Origin of the sequence: Streptomyces cathayae (genome assembly GCF_029760955.1) — a bacterium.
Taxonomy (GTDB): Bacteria; Actinomycetota; Actinomycetes; order Streptomycetales; family Streptomycetaceae; genus Streptomyces; species Streptomyces cathayae.
The window spans coordinates 1,768,641-1,793,990 of the sequence record NZ_CP121682.1 but is presented as its reverse complement, the minus strand read 5'-3'; the positions used below and the strand labels follow the sequence as shown (position 1 = coordinate 1,793,990).

Sequence of the window (25,350 nt, the reverse complement as noted above, 5' to 3'; positions counted from 1 at the left end):
CTGGGCGGTGCCCCGGAATGGCCGAATCGCCGACGCTCGAAACCCCTGTGACGAATGAGGTTCGAGCGGCCGACCGCCCGAAGGCGACGGGATGCCGGCACCGTCCGAGCGACCGATGACTCTGCTGCCTCTCCGCCGCCTGGAAGGTGGAGGCCAAGCAGACTCGGGTCCTGACGGGGTGGGCCGAGTCGTGGAGGGCGGGGTGGCCTGCCCCGAGCTGAGTAGATGACGCACCAGGACGCGCGGTGCGCCGCGGGGCGGGCAGTGCGGCTTCGCCGGAATCGTGAGGAGGCAGGCGGAGACGGTGTTCGGGGTGGTGGTCACAACGGTCTTCCAGGCCGAAGTGGTGATCAGCGGGCGTCCGGGCGCAGGTGTACGGGCAGGGCTTGGTGTCCGTTGCTGATCAGCGAAGGCAGCGGCTTCAGCACGCCGTCCGGTTCGGGCAACTCGACAGCGGAGAGCTTCGGTGTAGCCTCTCGCTCGCCAGCCGGCACTTCCGGCTCTCCTCTCGCGAGGACCGGGAGCAACGGAAGGGCAGGCATGGCCAGTCACGGCACAGTCAGAGCCGTCAACGGACTGGCCGCGCGTTGGGTCGAGGCCCTGCCCCACGACGGCACGGTACTCGCCGCAGCCGGGGTGTGGCCGCTACTCGGCCTTCTGGCCGACGGTGCCGTGGGTCCCGCTCGTCAGGAACTCTCGGATGCACTCGGCATCCCGGCGGACGGCGCCGCAACGGCAGCACGCGACCTGCTCTCCACGCTCGAGGCGGCGCGTGGCCTGAGCACAGCCCTGGGGCTGTGGACTCGCAGCACCCTGCCCGTCGAACCGGCCTGGCTGGACCTACTGCCCGCCGATGTGCACGGGCAGCTCACCGGCGACCCCGTCAGCGACCAGTCGTGTCTCGACACATGGGCAGCCAAGCGCACCCAGGGAGAGATCGACGCGATGCCGGTCACGGTGAACGACGAGACTCTGCTGGTGCTGGCCAGCGCCCTGACCCTCCGTACCGACTGGATCCGGCCCTTCACCCCAGGCGGAATGCAAGCCGAAACGGGGCCCTGGCGCGGCATGGACCTGGCCGGCCTGCACCGAACCACCAGTCTCCTGAACCGGGTCGGCGTCGCGGACACGGCAGCCGGCCCCCTCACCGAACTTCAGGTCATCGGTACCCATGGCATCGACGTCCACCTGTACCTCGGAACACCCGAAGCAACCGCAGGCCAGGTACTGACTGCGGCTGTGGGCGCGCTCCACAACCGCCGGACCATGGTCCCCGGCGATCACCTCCCTCACGGCACTCCGGGCCCCGGGCTGTCCGTGACTCGCGCCCCCAGTACCGACGGCGAACCCACGCTCCACGTATCCACCGTGCCGTTCACCGTCAAAGTCCGCCACGACCTGCTCGACCACCCCGACCTGTTCGGCCTGCGCACGGCGACGGACGCCTCGCAGGGCCACTTTCCCGGCATCAGTGCCGAGCCGCTTGCGGTCCAGGCCGCCGCACAGGCAATGACGGCGACGTTCGGCGCACGCGGCTTCCGCTCCGGGGCCGTCACCGCCTTCGCCATGATGGCCGGTGGCATCCCGCGTCACCCTTTCCGAGCCCGCGAGATCAGCGCCCGCTTCGACCGCCCCTTCGGGTTCCTCGCTCTGCACCGGACCTCCCGACTCGTCCTCAACGCAGGATGGGTCGTCACCCCCGACACCTTCGAGGAAGCCTCCTGGGACTGGTGAGCGTTCCAGGAGACGCGAGGCCGCAGAGAACTCGGCCAGGCACTGGGGTTTTTCGACAAAGATCATTTCCAGTGGTCGTCGAGGACGAGGTCGGCGCGGGCGATGTCGCTGATCCGGCTCGGGCTGAGCGTGACGCGCTTGAGCGCGCGCAGCGTTCCTTCGAAGGCATCGGGCCTCTTGTATTGATCAGAACCCATTGAGTTTCTGATCGACGCCAGTCCCCTCGGGTCTGTCGTCCGAAGAGGATGCCGTTCGGTTCGGGGGGTGGGGGAGTGCCCGGTTTGAGGGGCCAGGCGATCAGCATGCCCACGATGAAGCCGACGATGTGGGCCGCGTAGGCCACGGTTCCGGCGCCGGTGACGCCAGCGCCGGCGGAGTAGAGCGCCTGCAGCAGGAACCACAGGCCCAGGACGATCCAGGCCGGCAGACGCAGGGGTAGGAAGATGAGGAAGGGGACGAGGACCCAGACGCGGGCCTTCGGGTAGAGGACCAGGTAGGCGCCCAGCACCCCCGCGATCGCTCCGGAGGCGCCGATCAGGGGAGTGGTGGCGTAGGGGTTCGTGAGTGCGAATCCGTATGCGGCCGCGTAGCCGCAGACCAGGTAGAACAGCAGGTACCGCAGACGGCCCATGCGGTCCTCGATGTTGTTGCCGAAGATCTGAAGGGTGGGCGTCAGTCCAGGTCATGGGCCTGATTGCTGAGCTCTGGGTCAGCAAGGAGCCGGCAAGCGGCGAGCGGGAGGCCCCGGCGAGGAGCCCTCCGTCGTGATGCGGACCGACGTCCGGCTCGGTCCGGCGGGCGAGGTGGAGAAGACCGCCGACCTCGCCTTCCGGCGGCGACGGCCACCGGTGACCTGATCAAGGTCAGTCGGCTCTAAGAAGTCATCTCATTTGGTGAGTCTGCGGTAGCAGATCAGGGTGCAGGCGATGCTGGTGAAGGCGAGGAAGTGGTCGGCCTTGCGTTCGTAGCGGCGGTGGAGTCGGCGGCAGCCGGCGAGCCAGGCCCATGGTGCGTTCGATGGTCCAGCGGTGCCGTCCGAGCCGCTGGGAGGTCTCGATGCCCTTGCGGGCGATGCGGTGCCCGATGCCCCGGCGGGACAGCCATTGCCGCAGGTGGCGGTAGTCGTAGCCCTTGTCGGCGTGGAGCTTGCCGGGCCTGCGCCGACGTCGGCCGCGGCGGGAGCGGATCGGGGGTATGCCCTTGACCAGCGGGATCAGGGCCTGGCTGTCGTGGACGTTGGCGCCGGAGATGCCGACGGACAGGGGCAGACCGGTCCGCTCGGTGATCAGGTGGATCTTCGACCCGTACGTGCCCCGGTCGACAGGATTCGGACCCGTCAGGTCCCCCTTTTCAGGGCCCGTATGTTCACCGAGTCGATCGCGCAACGGGACCAGTCCAGCTCGCCGCGGGCTCCGAGTTCGTCCAGGACCAGGCGGTGCAGCCTGGCCCACACCCGGGCCTTGGTCCACTCGGTGAACCGGCGGTGGGCCGTGGCCCCGGACGGCCCGAACGACGCGGCGGGCAGCTGCTGCCACGTGCACCCGGAGGTCGCCACGAACACGATCGCGGCCGGCACCTCACGGTCGCCGTGCCGGCGCCGACCGCCACCTTGCGGCCGCGAGGGCGCCTACGGCACCACCCGCTGGAACAGCTCCCACAGCTCATCCGGCACCAGCCGCTCAACGATCCCTGCCATGGTCGACAGCCTACCGAGCCAATTGAGATGGCTTCTTACTTACGTGGAGCGACTTCGTGTCGCACAGTGAGTGCTTCAGTTGGCGGGCTGGACCTTCGGCATCGATTGCGACTGCGCGTCAGTCGGCGTACTTGGTCAGGGCTGCACCGAGAAGGGTGCAGCACCACGAGGCGCCAGGGTTCATCACGAGCCGGATCGCAACCGGCGACCGGGGTTCACGGGGATCGGAATCCTCCACGCGTGGCACTGTGACGCAAACCACGTCAGACGTAGAACCTGTGCGCACCATCGGGCGTCTGGCTGGTGTGAGCTTACGTGTGAGAGCACTGGACGAGCTGGACGAGGAGCGCCTCGTCCGGCTGGTGGCCAGAGGTGACCGCGGGGCGTTCGACGAGTTGTACCGGCGCACGTCGCCGTGGCTGGCTGTGCGGTTGCGCCGCCGCTGCTCGGACGAGCAGATCGTCGCCGAGGTCATGCAGGAGACCTATCTGGCGGTGTGGCGCGCGGCCGGCGCGTTCGCCGGGAGCGCGGTCGGCGGGACGGCCGTCGGATGGTTGTGGACGATCGCGGCGCGCCGCCTCGTCGACGCGTTCCGGCGCCGTGCCCACCATGCCGAGCCGCCGGTCGCCGCCGCCGAACGGGCGGTGGTGCCCGCGGCGGAGGACGAGGCACTGGCCGGGACCGTCGACGGGGACGTCGGTGACGCTCTTCGGCGACTGGCGCCGGAACTTCGAGAGGTCCTGCAGGCCATGGTGCTGGACGGGTTCTCCGTGCGGGAGACCGCCGTCCTGCTCAGACTGCCCGAAGGCACGGTCAAGACCCGCGCCCGCCGGGCCCGGATCGCGATGCGGGAGGCGCTGACATGAGCGGGGAACACGCGTCGATGCGGCTGCTCGACGACTACGCACGTGGTGATACGGAGATGGCCGTGGACGCGGTGTGGGCGTTGGAGGCCCATCTGGAGACGTGCGCGATGTGCCGGAGTCGTCTGGCGGCCTCCGTGGCCACCGAGGTGCCCGGCATCGCCACGCTCCTCGACACCGTCCGCGCCGGTCTGGAACCGCAGCTGGACGCGGCCGTCAGGACACCCTCGCGGCGACACCGCCCGAGGGGGCTGTCGGCCTGGCTGACGCCGGCCATGGCCCCGTGGCTGGCCATGACCGTCGTGGTCACCCTGATGGCGCTGCTGCTGGACTCGCTCGCGCCGCCCACGTTCTTCGGCGACATCTCTCCCGTGCTGGCGATCGCCCCCGTGCTGCCGCTGTGTGGTGTCGCCGCATCGTGGTCGCGCGGCCTGGACCCGGCGTACGAACTGACGGCCTCGACCGCCCGAGCCGGCCTGCCCCTGCTCCTCAGGCGCACCACGGCGGTTCTCGTGGTGGTCCTGCCCGGGCTCCTGGTGGAGGGCTGGCTGACCGGAACCATGACGGCCGCGCAGTGGCTGCTGCCCTCCCTGGCCTTCACCTCCACCGCCCTGGCGCTGGGCAGCCTGGTCGGCGTGACCCGCGCCGCCACCGGGCTTGCGGTCGCGTGGGGCGTCGTCGTCGTGGCGCCCACGTGGGTCACCGGCCACACCCCCCTTGCCCTGCGAATTGTTTTCCAGCCCGACCAACTGCCCGCGTGGGGGCTGCTCCTCGCGCTCGGCATCGGCGCCGTGATCGCCCGCAGAAAAGCGTACTCAACGCTGTGAAACCATCGTCGACCTTCGAAAGGGACCACCGCACCATGCCCACCACGAACGCGGTCGACACCGCGCCGAAAACCTACGCCTGGGAGATCCGGGCCCGCGGCCTGAGAGTACGCGTCGGACGCAAGAAGATGGCCGTCGACGGACTCGACCTCTGCCTGGGCATCGGCACCCACGGCCTCCTGGGACCCAACGGAGCGGGAAAGACCACCCTGATCCGGACGCTGGCCACCGTGCTGCGCCCCACCGAGGGCGAACTGGAGATGCTCGGCACCCGCGTGGGCGCGATGGCTGACCACCGGGCCCTGCGCCGCCGGATCGGCTACCTGCCGCAGGACTTCGGCTACTACAAGCGCTTCACCGTGCGTGAGTTCGTCGAGTACATGGCCTGGTTGAAGGAGGTTCCGAAGGCAGACGTCCCCGCGGCCGTCCAGCGGGCCGTGGAACGGGTGGGCCTGGCGGACCGCGCCGACCACCGGATGAAGACCCTGTCCGGCGGCATGGTGCGGCGGGCCGGCATCGCTCAGGCCATCGTCAACGATCCCGCGGTGCTGCTGTTGGACGAGCCGACAGTCGGCCTGGACCCGGCGCAGCGGTTGCGCTTCCGCGAGCTGTTGCAGGAACTGGGCCGTGACACGTGTGTGGTCGTCTCCACCCATCTGGTCGAGGACGTCGCGGCCGCCTGCTCCGACGTGGTGCTCTTCGCCGACGGCCGCCTCGTCTTCCAGGGCGCGCCGGACGACTTGGCCGCGGCGGGCGGCCCCGAACACCCGGGGGGCAGCCCCCTGGAGCGCGGCTACTCGGCGCTGCTCCAGGGCTCCGAGCAGCCGGGAGGCACCTGGTGAACGCACGTGTCCTGCGCATCGAGCTGAAGCGCTCCGCCGCCCCGTGGCTCGGCGTCGTCGTCCTGGCAGGCAGCCTGGCGGTCCTCCTGCTGATCGACGGGATCTGGTGGCAGGGTGACGCGGGATGGACGGCCCAGTGGACCTCCATGGCCCTGTGGACCCGGTACCTGCTGAGCTTCTGGTGGCCGCTCGTGGTGGGCCTGGGGGCGGTGTACGGGCTGCGCGACTCCCGCTCGCGGATGACCGAACTGCTGACGACCACGCCGCTGCCGGCCTGGCGCCGTGCGGCGCTGCCGGCCGGCGCGACGGCCCTCGTGCTGGTGCCCGGCTTCGGCCTCCTGGTCCTCGTGGGCGGAGTCCAGGTGGCCCTCGGCGCCACCACCTACACGAGTCTCGGCTGGCTGCCGATCTCGCTGGTGGCGGCGCTGTCCCTCGTCGCGGGGGCCGTGTTCGGCATGGGCCTCGCGCGGGCCGTGCCTTTTGCGCTCACCCCGCCGGCCCTGACCCTGTTCCTCCTGCTGACGACCCTCTCCCTGCGGCCGAGCAATGATGAGGTACTGCCGTCGAGCGTCGCGCCGAACCGGCTCTCCCTGCTGCTCCCGGCGACCGTGGAGCCGCGGGAGATGCTGCTGACCCTGTCCGGTTCCGTGCACCTCGGCCAGACGCTCTGGCTGCTCGGCCTGCTCGCCACCGGTTTCGCACTGCTGTCGGCCGCGACCCTCCGAGCCCGACTGCTCGCGGTGGCCCCCGCCCTGGCCTGCGCGGCCCTGGCCCTGCTGATCCTCCCGGCCACTCCGCGCGACACCTACGTCATCGACGAGGCCGCCGCCACCCTGGTCTGCGACGGGCCGGTGTGCGTGACGCAGGCGAACCGCTCGCACCTGCCCGAACTCGCGTCGCGCGGCAAGGACGCGCTGCGCGTGCTGCACAACGCCTTGGGCGACGAGGCACCGGACTCGGTGCGGGAGGACACCCGGCTGCGCGCGGTCGGCGACGACCGCCGGCTCTCCCGCGACACGGTGCTGGTCGACTTCGGCGACCCGCTGATCGCCCGTGCGACGGGGGCGGAACTGACCCGCCTCCTGGTCGCCGAGGGCCTGGTACCGAACTGCGCACCGCGCACCCCTTGGGAGGGCTCGGGGCAGTTGGACATCCCCGCACAGAGCATCGCCGCGAGCTGGGCCCTGGGCGATCAGCGGTTCACACCGCTGCAGACGCCGGACCGCTACGCGTACTCGCAGCGTGAACAGGCGGACGCCGACGTCGTCTGGCGGCGGCTGACGGCGCTGTCACCGGCCGAGCAACGCTCGCGGATGGCCGAGGTGCGCGCCGCCGCCCTCTCCTGCACGGGGTACACCGAGGTGTTGGCGGGGGAGGCGTCGTCATGAGGTGGCTGATCCTGTACGCCCGTTCACGACAGGTGCCCACCTCGGCCGCAGCGGTCGCGCTCGTCGCGCTGGCGGCGTGGACCTTCAACCGGGACGGCGCGGGCCCGATGAGCCTGGGGACCGCGGTCCTGATCCTGGCCGCGAACGTGGCGGCCGCCTCTGTCGGGCTCGGTGGGCAGGACGCCGCGCTGGACCGGACGGCCGCGATCCGGTGGGTGCCCCGGCGGGCGGCGCACGTGCTGCTGGCCGGCGCGGTCGCCGGGGCGGCGCTGCTGGCGGTCCAGGGGGCGGGAACCGAGCTCGTCCCGGTCGCGCTCGTCGTCCGCGACAGCGCGGGCCTGGTCGGCCTGGCCGCGCTCGGGGCGGTGCTCTGCGGGGCACCGTTCGCATGGACCCTGCCGATCGGCTGGCTCGCGTTCGCCCTCCTCGTCCCGGCTCCGCCCGGCATCGTGGGAGAGGTGAGCAACTGGATGATCTTTTCCCCCGCCACGACGGCGTCCGCCGCGACCGCGTGGGTCCTGCTGGCGACCGGCACCGTGCTGTACGCCGCAGCAGGACCGAGACGGTAACGGACACGCTCCGCGCTGGGCGCTTCAGTTGGCGAAGCCCGCCAACCGAAGCGCTCAGTGTGCGACACGAAGTCGCTCCACGTAAGTAAGTCCAGCCACGTGAAGGAGGTATCGATCGGCTGAACTTCGGGCCAGTGTCCGGGGCCCGTCCCCGCGCTCCCATGCGTTGCTGGTAACGGCGGGGTGTGAAGCGGAGCGGTCAAGCCCAAGAGCGTCTCGGCCATCGGGGTGCAACAGGCGAGGGGAAGGCTGGACGGGCGAACGCAAGTGAACCCTTGATGATGCCTCGTGACTTCTAAGCCGCGGAGGAGGGGACGGACCGGCTGGTCGCGATCGACACGTCACCTGGCGGGGACAGGCTCCTGATGGTGGCCCGGTCCCGGCTCGGGGCCCCGGTGCGGGACGCGGCGGCGAGGAAGGCGCCGTTGTCGGGCATGGCGGTGGGCCCGGAACGGGTCTATCTGACCTTGCGGGGCGTTCCGTACGCCCTCGGCGTCGCCGAACCGAGCCTGTAGCCGCCGCGCTCATGGGATTTTGTGGGTGGAGCGCGCGCCGCAGGCGGCCGGCCGGCGGCGAACCGGAGTCCGCGGCCGTCCCCGGTGCGGCCGCGGACCTGGACCTGCTGTTCACCCAGGTACGGCAGCTGCGCGAGCTGGCCGGGGACCCCGAGCAGGCCGGGGACGCCGACCGCGTGTACGGCTTCAGCATCCGGTGGGGGGCTTTTCTGCACGGTCGGCTGCCGCGGCTGGTGCGGTACGACCGTCGAGGCGCGCTCGGTCCGGCCGAGCGGGACCGGTTCGCGGACCTGTGCGCCGAACTGCGGGACGTCGCGCCGCTGGCCGAGCGGCTCGGCCTGGCGGTGCCGCGCCCGGACGGCGAGCGGCGACGGTGAGCGGTGCCGGCACCGGGCCGCGGGACGGCGCGGGGTCAGGGTTCCAGGACGTCCGCCCGGTGCGCGATGACGCCGGTGCGGGGCCGTGGGCAGCCGCGGCGGCGGCAGGTCACCGCGATCATGTAGGCGTCCTCGTCCTCGTCGAGGAAGAGGAACCCCAGGTGGAGCGCGTCGCCGACGGTCCACCGCCGGCGGTTTCCGCAGGACGGGCAGGCCACGCGGCGGCGCCGCAGCACGCGGCGGACCCGCTTGCGCTGTTCCTCGTCGAGCGGGGTGATCTCCGGACGGGCCGCCGCGCGCACCGGGGCGCCGACCTGGATCTTCGGGGCCGAAGACCGGTGCGGCCGGCTTGTTCATGATCGCGTTGTTGACCCGGCGATGCGGCCGGGTCGGATCGTATGCCTGGGTGAGCTTGACCTCAGCGCCCAGTCTGCGCAGCCGGGGCAGGCTGACAACTTTCCGCAGCGCCCGGAACTCCTCACGCTTCTCACGCGCGGCGTGCTGGGAAACCGCGCGACTGACCTCGTCCAGGCGCCGCAGACATCCAGCTCCGTGGGGCCCCTGTGCGACCAGCAGCTCCCTTGACGTGCTTCTCCTCAGCATCCTCGTGGACGGCGAGCAGGCGCATCACCCGGTCGAAGTTTCGGCGACGCCGCGGACTCGGAAAAGCCGCCGCGGTGGCAGGTGATGTCGAAGGCGGTCAGCCACCGCGGCGCAGGCTGCACCCTGGGCGACGTCTCCGCGGAGTGGCTGCTCCGTGCCGCCCGACCGACGCTCGCGGGCAGGGCCCTCCACGCCGACTTCGTGCTCGAATTCGCCTTCGCCCGGATCCTCGGTGTCGTCTTCCGGTACTTCATGAGCGCCCCGATGCGGGACGTCAGCCGGGCGGAGGGGATCCGGGCGGCGATCAAGGCCGACACCTTGTCCGTCCTTGCCTTCCAGGTGGTCCCTTCTTGGGCAGGTGGGTCTGTCAGGAGGTCATCTTCTCCCCGGGGCTGCCGAAGACATCGGCCGCACACGGGATGCTGATGCAGGTGTCAATGGTGCGCGGTTCTTCACCGCGTGGCCCGTGAACGCCCGGCCGCTCAGAGCAGTTGTGCCGGCAGCCAACCGGGTAACGACCTGCTCTACCCGTTTCCGACTCGGGCCGAGAGGAGACCCGGGCACTGTGACGCGTCGCGACCCCGCGGTCAGGGCCCCGCCGGAGCACTTGCGTCTTTTCCCCTCACATGTGGTGGGACCCGATGAAAAGGTGGAAGGGGAAGAACCCGAAGCGAAAGACAGAGGAGACCCGTCTGGAGCTGTGTGACCTGTGCGCGGCCACCTTCCCCGAGAGCGAGGCGACGCGCGGCTACGTGCCCGACCCGTTCTCCGTGAACTCCGACAACGAATGGTTCGACGGCTTGCGGCTCGTCCCGGCGTGCAGCGAACCGCACTGCGCGGTCGTGCGGGAATTCCACCGGCACCGCCCGTTCACGTACGAGGAACTGTGGGCGGCGGAGGTCTCCGGGCCCTGACCGCCGGCCCGTCCGTCCTCACCCTTGAGCGACTGGGATGCCGGACCGCGGGCTACGCGAACCTGAGACCAGACGCGCCATCGCCTGGCACAACGAACGCCTCGGGCCTCGGGAAAGGCGCGAACGATGACCCTCCATGAGCGTCTGGACCGCTACCAGCGACGTCACCGCTGGGTGGGACTGCCACTCGCCGTGCTGTACAAGTTCTACGACGACCAAGCCCTGTACCTCGCCGCCCTCCTCACCTACTACGGCTTTCTCTCCCTCTTCCCGCTCCTCCTCATCCTCGTCACCGTCCTGAGCACCTTCCTCAGCAACGATCCCGCCCTGCGTCAGCGGGTCCTCGACTCGGCCCTGAGCAAGTTCCCCGTCATCGGCGACCAGATCGCCGGCAACATCCATTCCTTCCACGGCAGCAGTACCGCACTCGTCGTGGGCATCGCAGGCAGCGTCTACGGCTCTCTGGGCGTGGCCCAGGCAGCGCAGTACGCCCTCAACAAGATCTGGGCAGTGCCCCGGCACGCCCGGCCGGACCCCTTCCGCTCACGGCTCAAGGGGCTGCTGTCCCTGCTGATCCTGGCACTCGGACTGTGCGCGTTCACCCTGCTGTCCGTGGCGGCCTCGCAGACGTACCTGTTCGGCGCGCGGCTGTGGGGCGGGGCCTGGATCGCCGCCACGGTGGCCTCCGTGTGCCTCACCACCTCCCTGCTCCTCGTGAGCTACCGCTTGCTGACGCAGCGGGAGCTGCCGCTGCGCGGACTCGTCATGATCGCGCTCGGCGCTGCCTGCGCGTGGCAGGGGCTGCAATGGGTGGGTACCTATTACGTCAGCCATGTCCTGCGCGGGAGCACAGCCACCTACGGCATGTTCGGCATCGTCCTGGGGCTGCTCGCCTGGCTCTATGCGGGGGCACTCATCTTCATCACGGCTGCCGAGGTCGGAGCCGTCCGGCTGCTGAGGCTGTGGCCGCGGAGCCTGCTGACACCGTTCACGGACCGAGTGGACCTCAGCGCGGGTGACCGTCGCGCCTACCAGTCCTACGCCGCCACCGAGACGTTCAAGGGCTTTCAGAAGGTCCGGGTGCACTTCGAGCCGCCGCCGAAGCCTCGGCGCGGACAACCCCCTGACGACCTCTGAGAGGGCCGGGGGCCGGCAATGGGCTCCGGCTACCCGACCCCACCAGTGCCACGCCCGATCCCCCTCTTCGCTCACGCGCGGCGGTGCTGGTCCCCCTGACGGCGTTGGCGCTCGTGCTCTGTGCGCTGTGGTTGTCCGGCGGCGCGTGGGCTCAGCCGGGTGCTGCCGGTCATGGGGCCGGTCACTCATGCCCTGGTGGTGCCGACCACCGAATCCGGCGAGTGGCTGGAGGACCGAGTGCGGGAGAGCGCGCTGGAGGGAGAGCACGCCAAAGGGGGGCCGGCCTCACTCCATGGGCGATCGCCCTGGTCGCGGCCGTCGGCGCGGCCATCCAGGTGTACCGGATCGGTGACTCGGGCGTGAAGGCGGCCTGGCAGTGCCGTTTCTCGACGAGCCGGTCCGGCGCCGCCACGGCCGCTTCACCCACAGGACCATGCAGCGTTCGAGGACATCACCTTCCATCTCCAACCCCTTGACGTCCTTCGTCAGCTGCTTGTTCTCCTGCAGCAGCCGGGCGATCAGCGCGTCCTTGTCCTCCGGTACCGCCCTCCCCACGCGCCTGGCCCGCGAGACCCGGCTCGCCGGCGTCGTCTCGTTGACCCCCAAGTCCTGCGCGACCCGCTTCCCGGTCGCGGTCACGATCCGCATGGCCCCTCACGGAACTCCGCGTCGAACTTCCGGCTCTTCTCCGTCATGACTCTCGACGTCCCCTGCAGTCACGGCCTCCAGCTATGAGGGGACGGTCACCGGTCCGTAGGGACGTTCGGGCGGTCAGGGTGACGAGGTGGATCACGACGGCGCCGAAAAGCACGGCGATGCCGTAGCCCGCGACGAGCGCGGCGCTCACGACCGCGGCGGTACCGGGCCTTCCGGGACCGGGCCTTCGGGGACGGCCGGGCTGCTGCTGGGGCCGCGCGGAGAGGCCGGCGGCGGACGGCAGCGGTGAGGACACATCGGTCGTGGACATGGCCGGATCCCGTCTCCCGCACCGTTCGAGCGGCAACCGAACTACGATGCGGAATGGGTGGTTCCCGGCCAGATCCCGCAGGTCCCCGATCTGGCCGAACTTCATGTCGTGCCCTAGGTGCCTCGGGCATCTAATGAAGATCGGCACGACGCATCCTTCGTCTGCGAGGTCTTCCATGACAGACCTGACCGAACTCTCCGAGCCCGTCTCCTTCCCCCAGGACCGGACCTGCCCCTATCACCCGCCCACCGGGTACGACCCGCTGCGCGCCGCCCGGCCACTGGCCCGCATCCAGCTCTACGACGGCCGCCCGGCCTGGCTCGTGACCGGCCACGCCGTCGCCCGCGACCTGCTGGCGGACCCCCGGCTGTCCACGGACCGCACCCGCTCGGGCTTCCCCGCCACCGCGCCCCGCTTCGCCGCGCTCCGCGACCGCAAGCCGGCACTCCTGGGCGTCGACGACCCCGAGCACCGCACCCAGCGGCGGATGATGATCCCGAGCTTCACCCTCAAGCGCGCCACCGAGCTGAGGCCGCGCATCCAGGAGATCGTCGACGAACTGCTGGACGCGATGATCGCGCAGGGGCCGCCCGTCGACCTGGTGCGCGCCTTCGCGCTGCCGGTTCCGTCCATGGTCATCTGCGCCCTGCTCGGCGTGCCCTACGCCGACCACGAGTTCTTCGAGGAGCAGTCGAGGCGGCTGCTGCGGGGACCGACGGCCGAGGAGACGCAGGACGCCCGGGACCGACTGGCGGCGTACCTGGAGGAACTGATCGACCACAAGCAGCGGCAGCCCGGCGAGGGCCTGCTGGACGAACTCGTCCAGCAGCGGCTGCGCGCGGGCGAGCCGGACCGCGAGGAGCTGACCGCGCTGGCGATGATCCTCCTGGTCGCGGGCCACGAGACCACGGCCAACATGATCTCCCTCGGCACCTACACGCTCCTGCTGCACCCCGACCGGCTGGCCGAACTGCGCGCCGCCCCCTCGCTGCTGCCGGACGCGATCGAGGAACTCATGCGGATGCTGTCCATCGCGGACGGGCTGCTGCGGCTGGCCACCGAGGACATCGAGATCGCCGGGACCACGATCAGGGCCGGGGACGGCGTGGTCTTCTCCACCTCCGTCATCAACCGCGACGAGGACGTCTATCCGGCGCCCGACACACTCGACTTCCACCGCTCGACCCGTCACCACGTCGCCTTCGGCTTCGGCATCCACCAGTGCCTCGGCCAGAACCTCGCCCGCACCGAGCTGGAGATCGCCCTGCGCACGCTCCTCGAACGGCTGCCCGGGCTCCGGCTCGCCGCCCCGCCGGAGGAGATCCCCTTCAAACCCGGCAACACCATCCAGGGGATGCTGGAACTCCCCGTCAGCTGGTAAGAGGCTGCCGTCATGCACATCGAGATCGACAAGGACCGCTGCATCGGCGCCGGACAGTGCGCCCTGACCGCGCCGGGAGTGTTCACCCAGGACGACGACGGCTTCAGCGCCCTGCTGCCCGGTCGGGAGGACGGCGCCGGCGACCCACTGGTCCGGGAGGCCGCCCGCGCCTGCCCCGTGGGCGCCATCACGCTGTCCGAGGACGAGTAGCGGGTCACGCCGACCGCCGGTCCGCCGCCGCACGCGGCGGGCCGTGGCCCAGGCGGCGTCATCCCGGCCGGCGCCGTCGTCTGGTTCGTCAGCCGCCTTCCCGAGCCCGCGCGTGGCGGGCAGTTTCGCCTGGAGACGGGCCAGGAGAACATCACGGACGCACGGGACGCGCCACGACCGCACGACGGCCCCGTGCAGAACGTCCCGGCCGAGGCTGAGGACGGCACGGGGAGCGGGCGCGAGGACGATCCAGTCGCGCGCGACGGGGACCGGGCCCGGCGGGCAGGCGCGGGGCTGAGCTAAGCCGTGTGCGGGGACAACCCGCCCGCACGGTTCTCAAGGGGCGGCGGCGCGGCAACGCGCCGCCGCTACCCGACAGGCCCTGGACATCACCGGCATCCGCCGGACACGCTACCGCGGCTTGCCGAAGGTCCGCCTCCAACGCGCCTTCTCCGCCACCGCGATCAACGTCATCAGACTCGACAGCGACTGGGCCGGCACCCCCGTCCACCCCCGCACCAGCCGCCTCGAACGCCTCGCGTGCCAACTCACCGCATGACGGAATCGAGCAGCAGAGTCCGCAGCACTATGAAGGTCTTCCGCTCCAGCGAAGCGGCCCAGAGGTTCCTTGCCGCCTTCAGCCGGATCTCCAGCCACTTCCGCCCCGACGTCATTTGATCACAGCGAGTGACTGCCGCACCGAGATGACTGAACGGTTCCGCATCTGGAAGACCGTCACCGGAGCCCTTACGACCGCCTGACCGGGATGCCCCCGGCCCGGCCGAACGCACCGCCAGTACACCTCAACTCGCCTGCCGCAACAGCAACTTGGTAATACCTCTGTGGCATGGGGAGCCGGCCTCCACGCAGTCGGGAGCGAGGGCGTGAGCGACGCCGATCCGGACTGCCGCAGCGAGATGTGGCGCGCCGCGGAGGCACGACTCGGAGGTGAAGGGAGTCAGCTGTCCGGGAGGGCCAGCCTGCGCAGCACCGTCAGGAACTCCTCGCGTTGGGCGGGTGACAGGTGGCCCAGCAGGCGGTCGTGGGCGTCGCCGACGTCGATCCGGACCACGTCGAAGAGCTCCCGGCCGCGTGTTGTCGCGACGACGAGCTTGGCGCGGCGGTCGCCGACCGCGGCCTCTCGCTCGACGAGCCCGAGGTCCTCCAACGTGTCGACGAGCGTCACGATCTGGCTCGGGTTGAGCATGAGGAAGTCGGACAGCTCCTTCTGGGTCCGCGGCCGCGTGCAGGCGGTCGTCAGGACCGCGTACTGGCGCACCTTGAGACCGTGCTTTGCGAGGACCCGGGTGTCGTTCGCGGCGCCGAGGGCGCCGGCGCGGATGAGGAGGAAGACGAGGTTGCAGTCGAGCGCCGACTCGGATTCCGATTCGCTGTCTGACGCGCGATCGGAAGGCATCGGTGGCGCTCCCGTGGAGCTGCGCGCGGCGGTTCTTGGCACGGTGGCCTCCTCACGGAGTGTTCGGGACGCGGACACAGTAATCACACCATGAGCAAACCATTGATTTTTTGAACGATACCTGTTGTCATGCTTCTCGCCCGGTCGGGCACCGTCCCAGCGTGTTGAGGAGGACCGAAGATGGGAAGCGCCGCCGCTGCCGCCGATCCGGTGACCCCGCCGTCGCCCACGCCCTTCGACCTCGCGGCCAGCCGCATCGACAACCTCGGTATCGGCTCGTGGCCGGCTCGGCGAGCGCGGGTCCGCCCGGATGCCGTCGCGTGGGAGCTCGAGGGTGCGGAGCGCACCTACCTCGAGGTCCACGAGCGGACCAACCGCCTTGCCAACGCCCTTCGCGCCGCAGGCATCGAGCCGGGGGACCGGGTCGCCTACATCGGGTTCAACCATCCGGCCCTCCTCGAGGTGTTCTTCGCGTGCGGCATGGTCGGCGCGGCAGCGGTTCTCGTCAACCCGCGCCTGTCCGGGCCGGAGGTGGCCTACATCCTCGCGGACAGCGGCGCGCGGCTGTGCGTCTACGGCGAGGCGCAGGTGGCCAACGTCGGGGGCCATCTGATCCGTGCTGTCGGCGCCGTCGAGAGCTGGATCCACGTCGACGAGCCCGCCACCGGGACGGATGGACCCGCCTACGAGGACCTCCTCGCCGCCGGGTCCCCCGTATGGGAATCCGCAGCGGTGCCGCTCGAGGCCACGGCGCTTATCATGTACACGTCGGGGACGACCGGCCGCCCGAAGGGCGCGATGCTCTCGCACCGGGCGCTCTTCTACCAGAACGTCAACGCGCTCATCGGCCAGGACCTCCGGCAGGACGAGCACCACCTCGTCTGCGCCCCGCTCTTCCACATCGCCGGGCTCAACATGATGACGCTGCCGACCTTCACGCTCGGCGGGCGGCTCCTCATCCAGCGTGGCTTCGATGCCCCGACGGTGCTGCGCACGCTCGAGGAGCGGCAGGTCACCTCGGCGTTCTTCGTCCCGGCCATGCTCGACGCCATCAGTCAGCAGCCCCGCTTCGCCGAGGCGGACCTGTCCTCGGTACGGGCCCTCATGGTCGGTGGGTCGCCCCTGCCGGACCGGACGATCGCGACGTGGGCGGCCAAGGGGATCCCGCTGATGCAGGGCTTCGGCATGACCGAGACGGCCCCCGGGACGAGGATGCTCGAGCCGCGCGACAACGTGCACAAGTCCGGCTCGGTCGGCCGGCCCCACTTCTTCACCGACAGCGTCGTAGTCGGGTTCGACGGGCCGGCGCCTCCCGGCAAGGCCGGCGAGATCCTCATCGCCGGGCCGAACGTCATGACCGGCTACTGGAACCTTCCCGAGGCGACCGCGGAGGCCCTCGCCGACGGTTGGTACCACAGCGGCGACGTCGGGATCAGCGACGAGGAGGGCTACCTCTTCGTCAAGGACCGGGTCAAGGACATGTACATCTCGGGCGGGGAGAACGTCTATCCCGCAGAGGTGGAGAACAGCCTGCTCCAGCTCGAGGGCGTCCGTGACTGTGCCGTCATCGGTGTGCCGGACGGCCGTTGGGGCGAATCCGGGGTGGCCTACGTCGAGCCCGCGGCCGGCGTCGAGCTCGACGGGGCGGAGTTGCGCGAGCAGCTGCGCGAGCGCCTCGCCGGCTACAAGCTCCCCCGCGAGGTCGTGATCGTCGCGGCGATCCCCCGCAATGTGACCGGCAAGATCCAGAAGTTCCGCCTGCGGGAGCAGTTCGCCGCCGACAACCAACAGGGGCCAGGACCGGCCCGTCCCTGAACGCTGCCCGAAGCCGCGCGGCAGCGACACCCATAGCCGTACGTACGAGTTCCGGCAAGCCAAGGAGACATACCCATGAAGAAGATGACCTTCACGGCGCTGGTGCTCGTGAGTGCCCTCGCCATGAGTGCCTGTGGCTCCTCGGAGCCGGCCAAGGGGACCGCCGGTAGCGGCGGGACGACCGAGGTGACCGTCGGCACCCTGCCGATCCTGCCCACCGCGGCGATCATGCTGGGCATGGACAAGGGCTTCTTCGTCAAGGAGGGACTGGACGTCAAGCTCGAGACCGGCCAGGGCGGTGCGGCGCTCGTGCCCGCGGTCATGTCCGGGCAGATGCAGTTCGCGACGGGCAACCCGATCTCCCTGCTCCAGGCGCGGGACAAGGGTCTCGACGTCCGCGTCGTCTCGTCCTACACCTACGACACCGACAAGGGTGTCCACGCCGTCCTCACGAGGCCGGACAGCGGTATCAAGACCGCCAAGGACCTCGTGGGCAAGAAGGTCGCCGTCAACACCCTGAAGTCCATGGGCGACCTGCTCATCATGGACGCGGTGAAGAAGGACGGGGGCGACCCGAAGGCCGTCTCGTTCGTCGAGCTGCCGTACCCGAACATGGAGGCGGCTCTCAAGAGCGGCCAGGTCGACGCGGTGTGGACTCCCGAGCCGTTCATGACGATCATCCGCAAGGCCGACAACCCCGTGGTGACCTACCCGGGCGTCGCCTCGGTCAAGGGCCACCCGACGATGGTCTACTTCGCGAGCGGCACGCTCGTGAAGTCGAAGCCGGAGCTCGTCTCGGCCATGGCCAAGGCGATCGACGTGACCATGGACTACGCGCAGGCGCACCCGGACGAGGTCCGCGCCAAGGCGGCGTCGGCCCTCAAGATCGACCCTGCCCTGTCGAAGGCGGTCGTCCTCGAGGACATGGGCGGCCCCGTGCGCAAGGACGAGCTGACCGCGATGGGTGGCCTGATGAAGGAGTACGGCGTCATCACCGAGGACGCCGACGTCGTCGGCCTGCTGCAGTCCGTTCCGAAGCCCTGAGCGGTGCAGCCGACGGAACCTGCCACAACATTCAGGAGTGACAATGATCGAACCGGCCACGACGCAGCCGTCGGCGCTGCCACAGACCGTGCGGCGCCGGAGCGACGGCCCGGTCGACATCCTCGAGCTCGCCCGCCCGGACAAGCGCAACGCCCTTGACAACGAAACGGTCCTCGGACTCGGCGCCTACTTCCGCGCGGTGCCCGAGGGGGTGCGCGCGGTCGTCCTCGCCGCCGAGGGCCGGCACTTCTGTGCCGGACTCGACCTCAACACGATGGACGAGTCGGGCGTGTTCGAGGGAGTACTGCACTCGCGGATGTGGCACGGGGCGCTCGATGCGCTCATCGCCTCGCCCGTCCCGATCTTCAGCGTACTCAAGGGTGCGGTGATCGGCGGTGGCCTCGAGCTGGCGTCCGCGACCCATGTGCGGGTGGCCGAACCTTCGACGTTCTACGCGCTGCCGGAGGGGCAGCGCGGGCTGTTCGTCGGAGGTGGCGCGTCGGTGCGACTGCCCCGGCTCATCGGAGCTGCGCGGATGACGGACATGATGCTCACGGGCCGCCGCTACGACGCCGTCGAGGGGGAGCAGATCGGCCTGTCCCAGTACGTCGTCGAGGACGGGAACGGCCTGCCGACCGCACTGGAGCTGGCCCATCGCGCCGCGGCCAACAGCCCGATCACGAACTACGGGATCCTCCACGTGCTGCCACGCACCGCGGAGGCGAACCCGCACGAGGGCTACCTCATCGAGTCGCTCATGGCCGGCATCGCCTCCGGCAGCGATGAGGCGAAGTCGCGGATGCGCGCTTTCCTCGACCGTGACACGGCGGGGGCCCGGGCGTGACCGCGGGAGCGAGCCCAGTGGCATACCGCGACGTTCGGACCGTCCTCGTCGTCGGTGCAGGCGCCATCGGGACGAGCTGGGCCGCCCACCTGCTGCGGCACGGCCTCGACGTCGTCCTCGTCGACCCGGACCGACCGGCGCTCGAGCGGGCGCGCACCCTGGCAGCGGCCTTCATCGAGGAGGGTGACGGCCCGGCCGACACGCTCGACCACCTCACGACGACGACCGAGGTCGAGACCTACGCGCCGGCTGCCGACCTCGTCATCGAGGCCGGTCCCGAGGTACTCGATGTCAAGCGCGACCTCTTCGGCCGGCTCGATTCGCTGACCGGGATGGACGTGCTCCTGACAAGCTCCAGCTCGGGCCTGCCGCCCAGCTCGTTCGCAGGAGCGGCCGGCCGCCACCCCGAGCGCGTCCTCGTCGCGCACCCGTTCAACCCGCCACACCTCGTGCCGCTCGTCGAGCTTGTCGGGGCGCCGACCACGGCGCAGAGCGCACTCCGCGCGGCCGACGCGTTCTTCACCGGGGTCGGCAAGAAGTGCATCACGCTGCGGACCGAGCTGCCGGGCCACGTCGTGAACCGGCTCCAGGCGGCGCTGTGGCGAGAGGCGTACGACCTCGTCGGCCGCGGAGTCGTCAGCGTCGCCGACATCGACACCGCGATCGCCTGGGGGCCGGGGCTGCGCTGGGCGCTGCTCGGACCGTTCGCCACTCAGCACCTGTCCGGCGGTGCGGGCGGCATCGCGCACATCCTCGAGCACCTCGGGCCACCGACCGCCGAGTGGTGGAAGGACCTCGGAGACCCGATCCTGACCCCCGACCTCTGTGCGGCGATCGTGGCGGGCATGACCGAGGAGATGGACACGACCGGGCAGGACGAGGACGGGCTGCGCGCGCGGCGCGATGCGACGCTGAGAGGCCTGATCCGGGCCAAGGAGGAGGCGGGCCTGCCATGACCGAACAGAGCACTGAACAAACGGCGGAGCAGCCCACCGAGCAGACGACCGGACCGGCGACCGAGCACGGCCTCGCGCACGGCGACCTGCTCTTCACCCCCGGCGAGGAGCAGCTCACCTCCTCGCGCCTCGCCCACTACCTCGACTGGCTCGCCCGCGAGCGGGGCCTGCGCTTCGACCGCCGACAGCTGTGGGAGTGGTCGGTCACCGATCTCGAGGGCTTCTGGGGCAGCATCTGGGACCACTTCGACGTGCTCGCATCCGTTCCGCCGGAGCGGGTGCTCGCCTCGGCCCGGATGCCCGGTGCCGAGTGGTTCCCCGGTGCTCGGCTCAACTACGCCGAGCAGGTCTTCCGGCACACCGACGACGACCGGGTCGCGATCCACGCGTACTCCCAGACCCGGGAGCCGACCACCCTGACGCTCGGTGAGCTGCGCGACCAGGTCGCCCGGGCCCGCACGGTGCTGCGCCGGCAGGGCGTCGGCCCCGGCTCCCGCGTCGTCGCTCACCTGCCCAACCTGCCCGAGACGGTCGTCGCCTTCCTCGCCACGGCCTCGCTGGGCGCGGCCTGGGCCTCGTGCGCGACCGAGTTCGGCGCCCGGTCCGTCATCGACCGGTTCGGCCAGGTCGAGCCGACCGTCCTCCTCGTCGCGAGCGGCTACACCTACGGCGACAAGCCCGTCGACAAGAGCGCCGACGTGGCGGAGCTCGTCGCGGGCCTGCCCACCCTGACGGTCGTCTTCGACGTCGAGTACGGCAGCTACCGCGCGACGGGCACCCACGGGAGCACTGGCGCCCAAGGCAACGTGAGCGGCATGCGGTCATGGCCGGAGGCCCTCGCTGCAGTCGAGCCCGAGCCGCTCACCTTCGAGCAGGTTCCCTTCGACCATCCGCTCGTCGTCCTCTTCTCTTCGGGGACGACGGGGCTGCCCAAGGCCATCGTCCACGGACACGGTGGCATCCTCCTCGAGCACCTCAAGTGCCATGCCCTGTCGTGGGATCTCGGCCCGGGCGACACCTTCCTCTGGTACTCGACGACTGCGTGGATGATGTGGAACGCGCTCGTCAGCGGCCTGCTCGTCGGCTCGTCGATCGTGTGCATCGACGGCAACCCGGTGCACCCCGACCTCGACTGGCAGTGGCGGCTCGCCGAGGAGACCGGCGCGACCGTCATGGGTGCCGCGCCGGGCTTCATCATGGCGAGCCGCAAGGCCGGCCTGCGCCCGGCACGCGACCACCGCCTCCGGATCCGGCAGTTCGCCTCGGCGGGGGCACCACTGCCACCCGAGGGCTATGCGTGGATCTACGACCAGCTGCCCGGGGTCGTGCTCAACATCGGCTCGGGTGGCACCGACGTGTGCTCGGGCATCGTCCAGGGTGACCCACTCCTGCCGGTGTGGGCCGGCGAGATCTCCGGCGCCGCGCTCGGCGTCGCGGCCCGCGCCTTCGACGGGGCCGGCCACGAGGTCGTCGGCGAGCTCGGCGAGCTCGTCATCACCGCGCCGATGCCCTCGATGCCGATCGGCTTCTGGGGCGACGCCGACGGATCCCGCCTGCGGGCGGCCTACTTCGACCGCTACCCCGGCGTGTGGCGGCACGGCGACTGGATCGTCTTCTCGCCCGAGGGGCACTGCCACGTCGCCGGCCGGTCGGACGCGACGCTGAACCGTGGCGGAGTGCGCCTCGGCACCGCCGAGTTCTACCGCGTCGTCGAGGAGCTCCCCGGCGTCCAGGACTCGCTCGTCGTCCACCTTGAGCAGGCCGGCGGCAACGGCGACCTCGTGCTGTTCGTCCAGACCGAGCCCGGGCGGCAGCTCGACGCGCAGCTGCGCGCGATGATCGTCGGCGCGCTGCGACACCAGCTCTCGCCGCGGCACGTGCCCGACACGATCACCGAGGTGGCGGCCGTGCCACGCAACCGCACCGGCAAGAAGCTCGAGCTGCCCGTCAAGCGGATCCTGCAGGGCCACCCGATCGACGAGGTCGCCTCCCGCGACGCGCTTGCCGACCCACACTCCCTCGATGCCTTCGTCGACCTCGCAGCAGCAAGGAACACTCCATGACCCGCTTCACCGGCGCGGGCCTCGACCTGCCCGCCCTTCGCGCCATCGACCTGCACGTCCACATCGAGGTCGACGACCACGGCCACCTCTCCATGGACGAGGAGCTGATCAACGCCTCCGCCGCCTACTTCAAGGGCGACCACGGCCGGACCCCGACAATCGACCAGATCGCGGAGACCTACCGAGGCCTCGGCATGGCCGCCGTCGTCTTCACCGTCGACGCGGGCACGGCCCTGGGGCACCCGCCGATCTCGAGCGAGTGGATCGCGGCGGAGGCCGCCAGGCACGCCGACGTCCTGATCCCCTTCGGCTCGGTCGACCCGTGCCGGGGCGCCGACGCCGTCACGCAGGCGCGTCGCCTCGTCGAGGAGCACGGTGTCGCCGGCTTCAAGTTCCACCCGAGCCTGCAGGGCTTCAGCCCGGACGACTCGGCCCACTACCCGCTGTGGGAGGCCCTCGAGGAGCTCGGCGTCCCAGCCCTGTTCCACACGGGCCAGAACGGCATCGGTGCCGGCCTGCCCGGCGGTCGGGGCATCAAGCTGCGCTACTCCAACCCGCTCCTGCTCGACGACGTCGCCGCCGACTTCCCCGGACTGACGGTGATCCTCGCGCACCCGTCGGTGCCGTGGCAGGCCGAGGCGATCTCGATGGCCACGCACAAGGCCAACATCTATCTCGAGCTGTCGGGCTGGTCGCCGAAGTACTTCCCCACGGAGCTCGTCCGGGCCGCCTCCGGGATGCTGCGCCACAAAACGCTGTTCGGCACCGACTACCCCCTCATCACGCCGGAGCGGTGGCTGGCGGACTTCGAGACGCTCGACGTCAAGCCGGAGGCCGAGCCGCTCATCCTGCGGGAGAACGCCATTCGCGTCCTCGGCCTGGACCGGGCGGGCATCAACAAGGACAGCCCCGAGACGCCGGCCACGCCGGCCGCTGAGGAGAAGCTGACCGACCAGAAGCTCGACATCATCAACCAGGTGGTGTCCTGATGACGACCGCCACCACGATCGAGTCGCGCGAGCGGCCCCCCGGCCCGACGCCGCAGGGCCGGGGGGACGACACGTCCCCGCCGGCGTCCTCGGGGACCTCGGCCTGCTCACGCTCGTCGTCGTCCTCGAGCTCGTCCCTCGCGTCGGGTTCGTCGACGAGCGGTTCCTGCCGCCCTTCAGCTCCATGGTGTCGGCCCTCGCCCAGCAGGCAGGGACCCAGACTTTCTGGGCGGCGCTGGGGGCGACGCTGACCGGCTGGGCCATCGGCCTCACCATCGCCCTGGTCGCCGGCGTCGTCCTCGGGATCGTCATCGGCAGCATCCCGGTCGTCAGGGCGGCGACGAACTCGACGATCGAGTTCCTCCGGCCCATACCATCGGTCGCCCTCATCCCGCTCGCCGTCCTGCTCTGGGGCACCGACATGAAGTCGACCCTGGTCCTCGTCATCTACGCGACGTTCTGGCAGGTGCTCCTCCAGGTTCTCTACGGCGTGCGGGACGTCGACCCGGTGGCCCGGGAGACGGCCCGCTCCCACCGTTTCTCGCCCCTCACCACCGTGCGGACCGTGACGTGGCCGACCGCTCTGCCGTGAACCGCCGACTTACATGTCCGTAGCGGAGCGCGGTCGGGTTGGCCGCTCGTAGCGTTCCGACAGGGCATCGGGCCGGATGGCTCGTGAACCGCCTGTCGCCCTTCTGGGCTGGCTCTCCCGGGGTATGCCACCGACCCGGTGCCCGTCCGCGGTCTGACTCAACAGAGGCATGTATCCGGTGTCGGTTCCGGAAGTCGGCGTGTCGGCCGCGGATGCCCCGCTGCCCGACCGAAGGGAATCATCCCGTGATACTGCTCGGAGTCGACCCCCACAAATCCACGCATACGGCCACCGCTGTTGATCCGTCGTCGAACCGGCAACTCGCCTCGATCCGGATCGAGGCGAGCCTGCCCGAGTACCGGAGGCTGCTGACTTGGGCCAGGCGATGGCCCCAGCGGAAGTGGGCCGTCGAGAACGCCAAGGGCCTGGGCCGGCACCTGGCCCAGTGGCTCATCGCCCGTGGTGAGAGCGTTGTCGATGTGCCCGCGTCTGCGACCAGCCGGGTGCGGGAGCTTTCCCGTGGCGGGCGACGCAAGAACGACCGGATCGACGCCGCCGCGGCGGCCACCGCGGCCTGTCTGCACGGCGACGGACGTGGGGTCGAGCCCGAGGATCATGCGACGGCTCTGGCCCTCCTGGACGAGCGGCGCGTGAACGGGACTTCCACCCGAAGGGTGGACACCGTTTCATCTTGTTATGCGGCAAGTGCGAGCGTACGCGATCGCCGTTCGTAGTCGACGGGGCTGAGCTGTCCGTTGGCGGAGTGCCGGCGCCAGGTGTTGTATCGGGCGAGCCAGCGAAAGACCGTCCGTCGGCAGATGTCCGCTCCGGCGAAGCGGCGGGTGCCCTTGAGGATCTCCCGTTTCAAGGAGGCGTGGAAGGACTCGCAGGCGGCGTTGTCCGCGCTCGTACCGACCGCGCCCATGGACTGAGTGACACCCAACTCGGCCCAGAGGTCGGCGAATTGACGTGAAGCGTACTGGGCTCCGTGATCGCTGTGGAAGATCGCGCCGGCCAGGCTGCCACGGGTCGCGGCGGCCATGGTCAGTGCATCGGCGACCAGGTCGGTGCGCATGTGGACGGCGATCGACCAGCCCACCACGCGGCGGGAGGAACAGTCGATGACCGTGGCGAGATAGAGGAACTCGCCGTCTCCGACGGGGAGATACGTCACATCACCCATGTACTTCAGGTTCGCCTCCGGCGCGGTGAAGTCCCGTTTGAACAGGTCCGGGACCGGCGTCGCCGACGGCTCGGGCACGGTCGTGCGGACCTTCTTGCGCAGGTGCGTGCCGATGATGCGGAACTTGCGCATCACGCGGGCGACCTTCTTCTCGTTGATCTCCATGCCGTGCGTGTCACGGAGCTCGGCCGTGACACGCGGAGCCCCGTACGCCTGGTCGGACTCGGCGTGGATGGTGGTGATTTTCTCGGCCAGGGCCTCGTCCTCGCGCTCCCGCGCGGCGCGGGCCTCACGGCCCTGGCGCCACTTGTAGTAGCTGGAACGGTGGACGTCGAGGACCTGGCACAGCCGCTGGACCGGGTAGGTCTGGCGATGATCCTCGATGAACCGGCAGCGGCCTAGGAGCCGTAATTTAACTACTGCC

26 protein-coding genes and 4 pseudogenes are annotated in these 25,350 nt (G+C 70.4%); 22 read left to right on the top strand and 8 right to left on the bottom strand.

All coding sequences use genetic code 11. The features are described from left to right. Window positions 1-540: 540 nt before the first annotated feature. On the top strand, window positions 541-1,734 hold the full coding sequence (locus PYS65_RS08085; RefSeq protein WP_279333111.1) for a serpin family protein: 1,194 nt from the start codon (window positions 541-543) through the stop codon (window positions 1,732-1,734). A gap of 62 nt (window positions 1,735-1,796) precedes the next feature. On the opposite strand, the gene PYS65_RS08080 is transcribed toward PYS65_RS08085, so the two are convergent. From PYS65_RS08080 to PYS65_RS08070, 3 genes and pseudogenes are all read right to left on the bottom strand, one after another. Next, on the bottom strand, window positions 1,797-1,931 hold the full coding sequence (locus PYS65_RS08080) for a hypothetical protein (RefSeq protein ID WP_279333110.1): 135 nt from the start codon (window positions 1,929-1,931) through the stop codon (window positions 1,797-1,799). 26 nt (window positions 1,932-1,957) lie between these two features. Beyond that, window positions 1,958-2,398: pseudogene (locus tag PYS65_RS08075) on the bottom strand (rhomboid family intramembrane serine protease); the annotation flags it as partial. Window positions 2,399-2,620: 222 nt separating this feature from the next. Beyond that, window positions 2,621-3,430 (bottom strand): annotated as a pseudogene (locus PYS65_RS08070) (IS5 family transposase). A gap of 317 nt (window positions 3,431-3,747) precedes the next feature. Here PYS65_RS08070 and PYS65_RS08065 point away from each other — a divergent pair. From PYS65_RS08065 to PYS65_RS08035, 7 genes are all read left to right on the top strand, one after another. Next, window positions 3,748-4,296, top strand: a complete 549-nt coding sequence (locus tag PYS65_RS08065; protein ID WP_279333109.1) for an RNA polymerase sigma factor — start codon at window positions 3,748-3,750, stop codon at window positions 4,294-4,296. Next, entirely contained in the window at window positions 4,293-5,120 is an 828-nt protein-coding gene (locus PYS65_RS08060; RefSeq protein WP_279333108.1) for a zf-HC2 domain-containing protein, read from the top strand. Before PYS65_RS08065 ends, PYS65_RS08060 begins: the two co-directional genes overlap by 4 nt. A 35-nt stretch (window positions 5,121-5,155) precedes the next feature. After that, window positions 5,156-5,962, top strand: coding sequence for an ABC transporter ATP-binding protein (locus PYS65_RS08055; protein ID WP_279333107.1), 807 nt, complete (start codon window positions 5,156-5,158; stop codon window positions 5,960-5,962). Beyond that, window positions 5,959-7,350: a hypothetical protein gene (locus tag PYS65_RS08050; protein ID WP_279333106.1), complete on the top strand. Its 1,392-nt coding sequence runs from the start codon at window positions 5,959-5,961 to the stop codon at window positions 7,348-7,350. Before PYS65_RS08055 ends, PYS65_RS08050 begins: the two co-directional genes overlap by 4 nt. After that, window positions 7,347-7,919 carry a hypothetical protein gene (locus PYS65_RS08045; RefSeq protein WP_279333105.1) on the top strand — a complete coding sequence of 191 codons (573 nt, stop codon included), beginning with the start codon at window positions 7,347-7,349 and terminating at the stop codon, window positions 7,917-7,919. The genes PYS65_RS08050 and PYS65_RS08045 overlap by 4 nt, the downstream gene beginning before the upstream one ends. A 365-nt stretch (window positions 7,920-8,284) precedes the next feature. Further along, window positions 8,285-8,434 carry a hypothetical protein gene (locus PYS65_RS08040; protein WP_279333104.1) on the top strand — a complete coding sequence of 50 codons (150 nt, stop codon included), beginning with the start codon at window positions 8,285-8,287 and terminating at the stop codon, window positions 8,432-8,434. A gap of 11 nt (window positions 8,435-8,445) precedes the next feature. After that, the gene (locus PYS65_RS08035; protein ID WP_279333103.1) at window positions 8,446-8,811 is read left to right on the top strand and encodes a hypothetical protein; all 366 of its coding nucleotides are present in this window, start codon (window positions 8,446-8,448) and stop codon (window positions 8,809-8,811) included. 35 nt (window positions 8,812-8,846) lie between these two features. Here PYS65_RS08035 and PYS65_RS08030 read toward each other — a convergent pair whose 3' ends face one another. Next, window positions 8,847-9,113, bottom strand: a complete 267-nt coding sequence (locus tag PYS65_RS08030; protein WP_279333102.1) for a hypothetical protein — start codon at window positions 9,111-9,113, stop codon at window positions 8,847-8,849. A 385-nt stretch (window positions 9,114-9,498) separates the two neighbouring features. On the opposite strand from PYS65_RS08030, the gene PYS65_RS35140 reads away from it, so the two are divergent. From PYS65_RS35140 to PYS65_RS08020, 3 genes are all read left to right on the top strand, one after another. Continuing rightward, window positions 9,499-9,840 carry a DUF4396 domain-containing protein gene (locus PYS65_RS35140; RefSeq protein ID WP_387038298.1) on the top strand — a complete coding sequence of 114 codons (342 nt, stop codon included), beginning with the start codon at window positions 9,499-9,501 and terminating at the stop codon, window positions 9,838-9,840. Window positions 9,841-10,055: 215 nt separating this feature from the next. Continuing rightward, the gene (locus tag PYS65_RS08025; RefSeq protein WP_341483677.1) at window positions 10,056-10,328 is read left to right on the top strand and encodes a hypothetical protein; all 273 of its coding nucleotides are present in this window, start codon (window positions 10,056-10,058) and stop codon (window positions 10,326-10,328) included. A 126-nt stretch (window positions 10,329-10,454) separates the two neighbouring features. Continuing rightward, a complete protein-coding gene (locus tag PYS65_RS08020; RefSeq protein ID WP_279333101.1) occupies window positions 10,455-11,465 on the top strand; it encodes a YihY/virulence factor BrkB family protein in 1,011 nt (336 codons plus the stop codon). Window positions 11,466-12,210: 745 nt separating this feature from the next. Here PYS65_RS08020 and PYS65_RS08015 read toward each other — a convergent pair. After that, a pseudogene (locus tag PYS65_RS08015) lies at window positions 12,211-12,312 on the bottom strand (lysine transporter LysE); the annotation flags it as partial. 295 nt (window positions 12,313-12,607) lie between these two features. On the opposite strand from PYS65_RS08015, the gene PYS65_RS08010 reads away from it, so the two are divergent. From PYS65_RS08010 to PYS65_RS08000, 3 genes are all read left to right on the top strand, one after another. Beyond that, window positions 12,608-13,813 carry a cytochrome P450 gene (locus tag PYS65_RS08010; protein ID WP_279333100.1) on the top strand — a complete coding sequence of 402 codons (1,206 nt, stop codon included), beginning with the start codon at window positions 12,608-12,610 and terminating at the stop codon, window positions 13,811-13,813. A 12-nt stretch (window positions 13,814-13,825) separates the two neighbouring features. Beyond that, window positions 13,826-14,023: a ferredoxin gene (locus PYS65_RS08005; protein WP_055571498.1), complete on the top strand. Its 198-nt coding sequence runs from the start codon at window positions 13,826-13,828 to the stop codon at window positions 14,021-14,023. A 421-nt stretch (window positions 14,024-14,444) separates the two neighbouring features. Beyond that, window positions 14,445-14,582: a hypothetical protein gene (locus PYS65_RS08000; protein ID WP_279333099.1), complete on the top strand. Its 138-nt coding sequence runs from the start codon at window positions 14,445-14,447 to the stop codon at window positions 14,580-14,582. Here PYS65_RS08000 and PYS65_RS34925 read toward each other — a convergent pair. Together PYS65_RS34925 and PYS65_RS07990 are read right to left on the bottom strand one after the other, a co-directional pair. After that, entirely contained in the window at window positions 14,572-14,697 is a 126-nt protein-coding gene (locus PYS65_RS34925; protein ID WP_341483676.1) for a hypothetical protein, read from the bottom strand. The two genes, PYS65_RS08000 and PYS65_RS34925, sit on opposite strands and share 11 nt — an antisense overlap. A gap of 284 nt (window positions 14,698-14,981) precedes the next feature. Next, complete coding sequence (locus tag PYS65_RS07990) at window positions 14,982-15,440, bottom strand: MarR family winged helix-turn-helix transcriptional regulator (protein ID WP_279333098.1); 459 nt, start codon at window positions 15,438-15,440, stop codon at window positions 14,982-14,984. 180 nt (window positions 15,441-15,620) lie between these two features. Between PYS65_RS07990 and PYS65_RS07985 the strand changes: the two genes are divergently transcribed. From PYS65_RS07985 to PYS65_RS07950, 8 genes are all read left to right on the top strand, one after another. Beyond that, window positions 15,621-17,255 carry an acyl-CoA synthetase gene (locus PYS65_RS07985; RefSeq protein ID WP_279333097.1) on the top strand — a complete coding sequence of 545 codons (1,635 nt, stop codon included), beginning with the start codon at window positions 15,621-15,623 and terminating at the stop codon, window positions 17,253-17,255. A 75-nt stretch (window positions 17,256-17,330) separates the two neighbouring features. Continuing rightward, window positions 17,331-18,299: an ABC transporter substrate-binding protein gene (locus tag PYS65_RS07980; protein ID WP_279333096.1), complete on the top strand. Its 969-nt coding sequence runs from the start codon at window positions 17,331-17,333 to the stop codon at window positions 18,297-18,299. 43 nt (window positions 18,300-18,342) lie between these two features. Continuing rightward, on the top strand, window positions 18,343-19,143 hold the full coding sequence (locus PYS65_RS07975; RefSeq protein ID WP_279333095.1) for a crotonase/enoyl-CoA hydratase family protein: 801 nt from the start codon (window positions 18,343-18,345) through the stop codon (window positions 19,141-19,143). A 17-nt stretch (window positions 19,144-19,160) separates the two neighbouring features. Continuing rightward, a complete protein-coding gene (locus tag PYS65_RS07970) occupies window positions 19,161-20,099 on the top strand; it encodes an FAD-dependent oxidoreductase (RefSeq protein WP_279333094.1) in 939 nt (312 codons plus the stop codon). Then, entirely contained in the window at window positions 20,096-22,162 is a 2,067-nt protein-coding gene (locus tag PYS65_RS07965; protein ID WP_279333093.1) for an acetoacetate--CoA ligase, read from the top strand. The genes PYS65_RS07970 and PYS65_RS07965 overlap by 4 nt, the downstream gene beginning before the upstream one ends. Next, window positions 22,159-23,151, top strand: coding sequence for an amidohydrolase family protein (locus PYS65_RS07960; protein ID WP_279333092.1), 993 nt, complete (start codon window positions 22,159-22,161; stop codon window positions 23,149-23,151). The genes PYS65_RS07965 and PYS65_RS07960 overlap by 4 nt, the downstream gene beginning before the upstream one ends. Before the next feature lie 184 nt (window positions 23,152-23,335). Beyond that, window positions 23,336-23,743 carry an ABC transporter permease gene (locus PYS65_RS07955; protein ID WP_423836078.1) on the top strand — a complete coding sequence of 136 codons (408 nt, stop codon included), beginning with the start codon at window positions 23,336-23,338 and terminating at the stop codon, window positions 23,741-23,743. A 245-nt stretch (window positions 23,744-23,988) separates the two neighbouring features. After that, a complete protein-coding gene (locus PYS65_RS07950) occupies window positions 23,989-24,477 on the top strand; it encodes an IS110 family transposase (protein ID WP_279333091.1) in 489 nt (162 codons plus the stop codon). Here the strand turns inward: PYS65_RS07950 and PYS65_RS07945 are convergent. Next, window positions 24,438-25,331: pseudogene (locus tag PYS65_RS07945) on the bottom strand (IS3 family transposase); the annotation flags it as partial. The gene PYS65_RS07950 and the pseudogene PYS65_RS07945 sit on opposite strands and share 40 nt — an antisense overlap. Between the last annotated feature and the right edge of the window lie 19 nt (window positions 25,332-25,350).

Coding starts and splice junctions, on each gene's coding strand:
- PYS65_RS08085 (WP_279333111.1), top strand. CDS start 541: ATGGCCAGTCACGGCACAGTCAGAGCCGTCAACGGACTGGCCGCGCGT.
- PYS65_RS08080 (WP_279333110.1), bottom strand. CDS start 1,931: ATGGGTTCTGATCAATACAAGAGGCCCGATGCCTTCGAAGGAACGCTG.
- PYS65_RS08060 (WP_279333108.1), top strand. CDS start 4,293: ATGAGCGGGGAACACGCGTCGATGCGGCTGCTCGACGACTACGCACGT.
- PYS65_RS08055 (WP_279333107.1), top strand. CDS start 5,156: ATGCCCACCACGAACGCGGTCGACACCGCGCCGAAAACCTACGCCTGG.
- PYS65_RS08045 (WP_279333105.1), top strand. CDS start 7,347: ATGAGGTGGCTGATCCTGTACGCCCGTTCACGACAGGTGCCCACCTCG.
- PYS65_RS08040 (WP_279333104.1), top strand. CDS start 8,285: ATGGTGGCCCGGTCCCGGCTCGGGGCCCCGGTGCGGGACGCGGCGGCG.
- PYS65_RS08035 (WP_279333103.1), top strand. CDS start 8,446: ATGGGATTTTGTGGGTGGAGCGCGCGCCGCAGGCGGCCGGCCGGCGGC.
- PYS65_RS35140 (WP_387038298.1), top strand. CDS start 9,499: ATGTCGAAGGCGGTCAGCCACCGCGGCGCAGGCTGCACCCTGGGCGAC.
- PYS65_RS08025 (WP_341483677.1), top strand. CDS start 10,056: ATGAAAAGGTGGAAGGGGAAGAACCCGAAGCGAAAGACAGAGGAGACC.
- PYS65_RS08020 (WP_279333101.1), top strand. CDS start 10,455: ATGACCCTCCATGAGCGTCTGGACCGCTACCAGCGACGTCACCGCTGG.
- PYS65_RS08010 (WP_279333100.1), top strand. CDS start 12,608: ATGACAGACCTGACCGAACTCTCCGAGCCCGTCTCCTTCCCCCAGGAC.
- PYS65_RS08005 (WP_055571498.1), top strand. CDS start 13,826: ATGCACATCGAGATCGACAAGGACCGCTGCATCGGCGCCGGACAGTGC.
- PYS65_RS34925 (WP_341483676.1), bottom strand. CDS start 14,697: ATGACGTCGGGGCGGAAGTGGCTGGAGATCCGGCTGAAGGCGGCAAGG.
- PYS65_RS07990 (WP_279333098.1), bottom strand. CDS start 15,440: ATGCCTTCCGATCGCGCGTCAGACAGCGAATCGGAATCCGAGTCGGCG.
- PYS65_RS07985 (WP_279333097.1), top strand. CDS start 15,621: ATGGGAAGCGCCGCCGCTGCCGCCGATCCGGTGACCCCGCCGTCGCCC.
- PYS65_RS07980 (WP_279333096.1), top strand. CDS start 17,331: ATGAAGAAGATGACCTTCACGGCGCTGGTGCTCGTGAGTGCCCTCGCC.
- PYS65_RS07975 (WP_279333095.1), top strand. CDS start 18,343: ATGATCGAACCGGCCACGACGCAGCCGTCGGCGCTGCCACAGACCGTG.
- PYS65_RS07965 (WP_279333093.1), top strand. CDS start 20,096: ATGACCGAACAGAGCACTGAACAAACGGCGGAGCAGCCCACCGAGCAG.
- PYS65_RS07960 (WP_279333092.1), top strand. CDS start 22,159: ATGACCCGCTTCACCGGCGCGGGCCTCGACCTGCCCGCCCTTCGCGCC.
- PYS65_RS07955 (WP_423836078.1), top strand. CDS start 23,336: ATGGTGTCGGCCCTCGCCCAGCAGGCAGGGACCCAGACTTTCTGGGCG.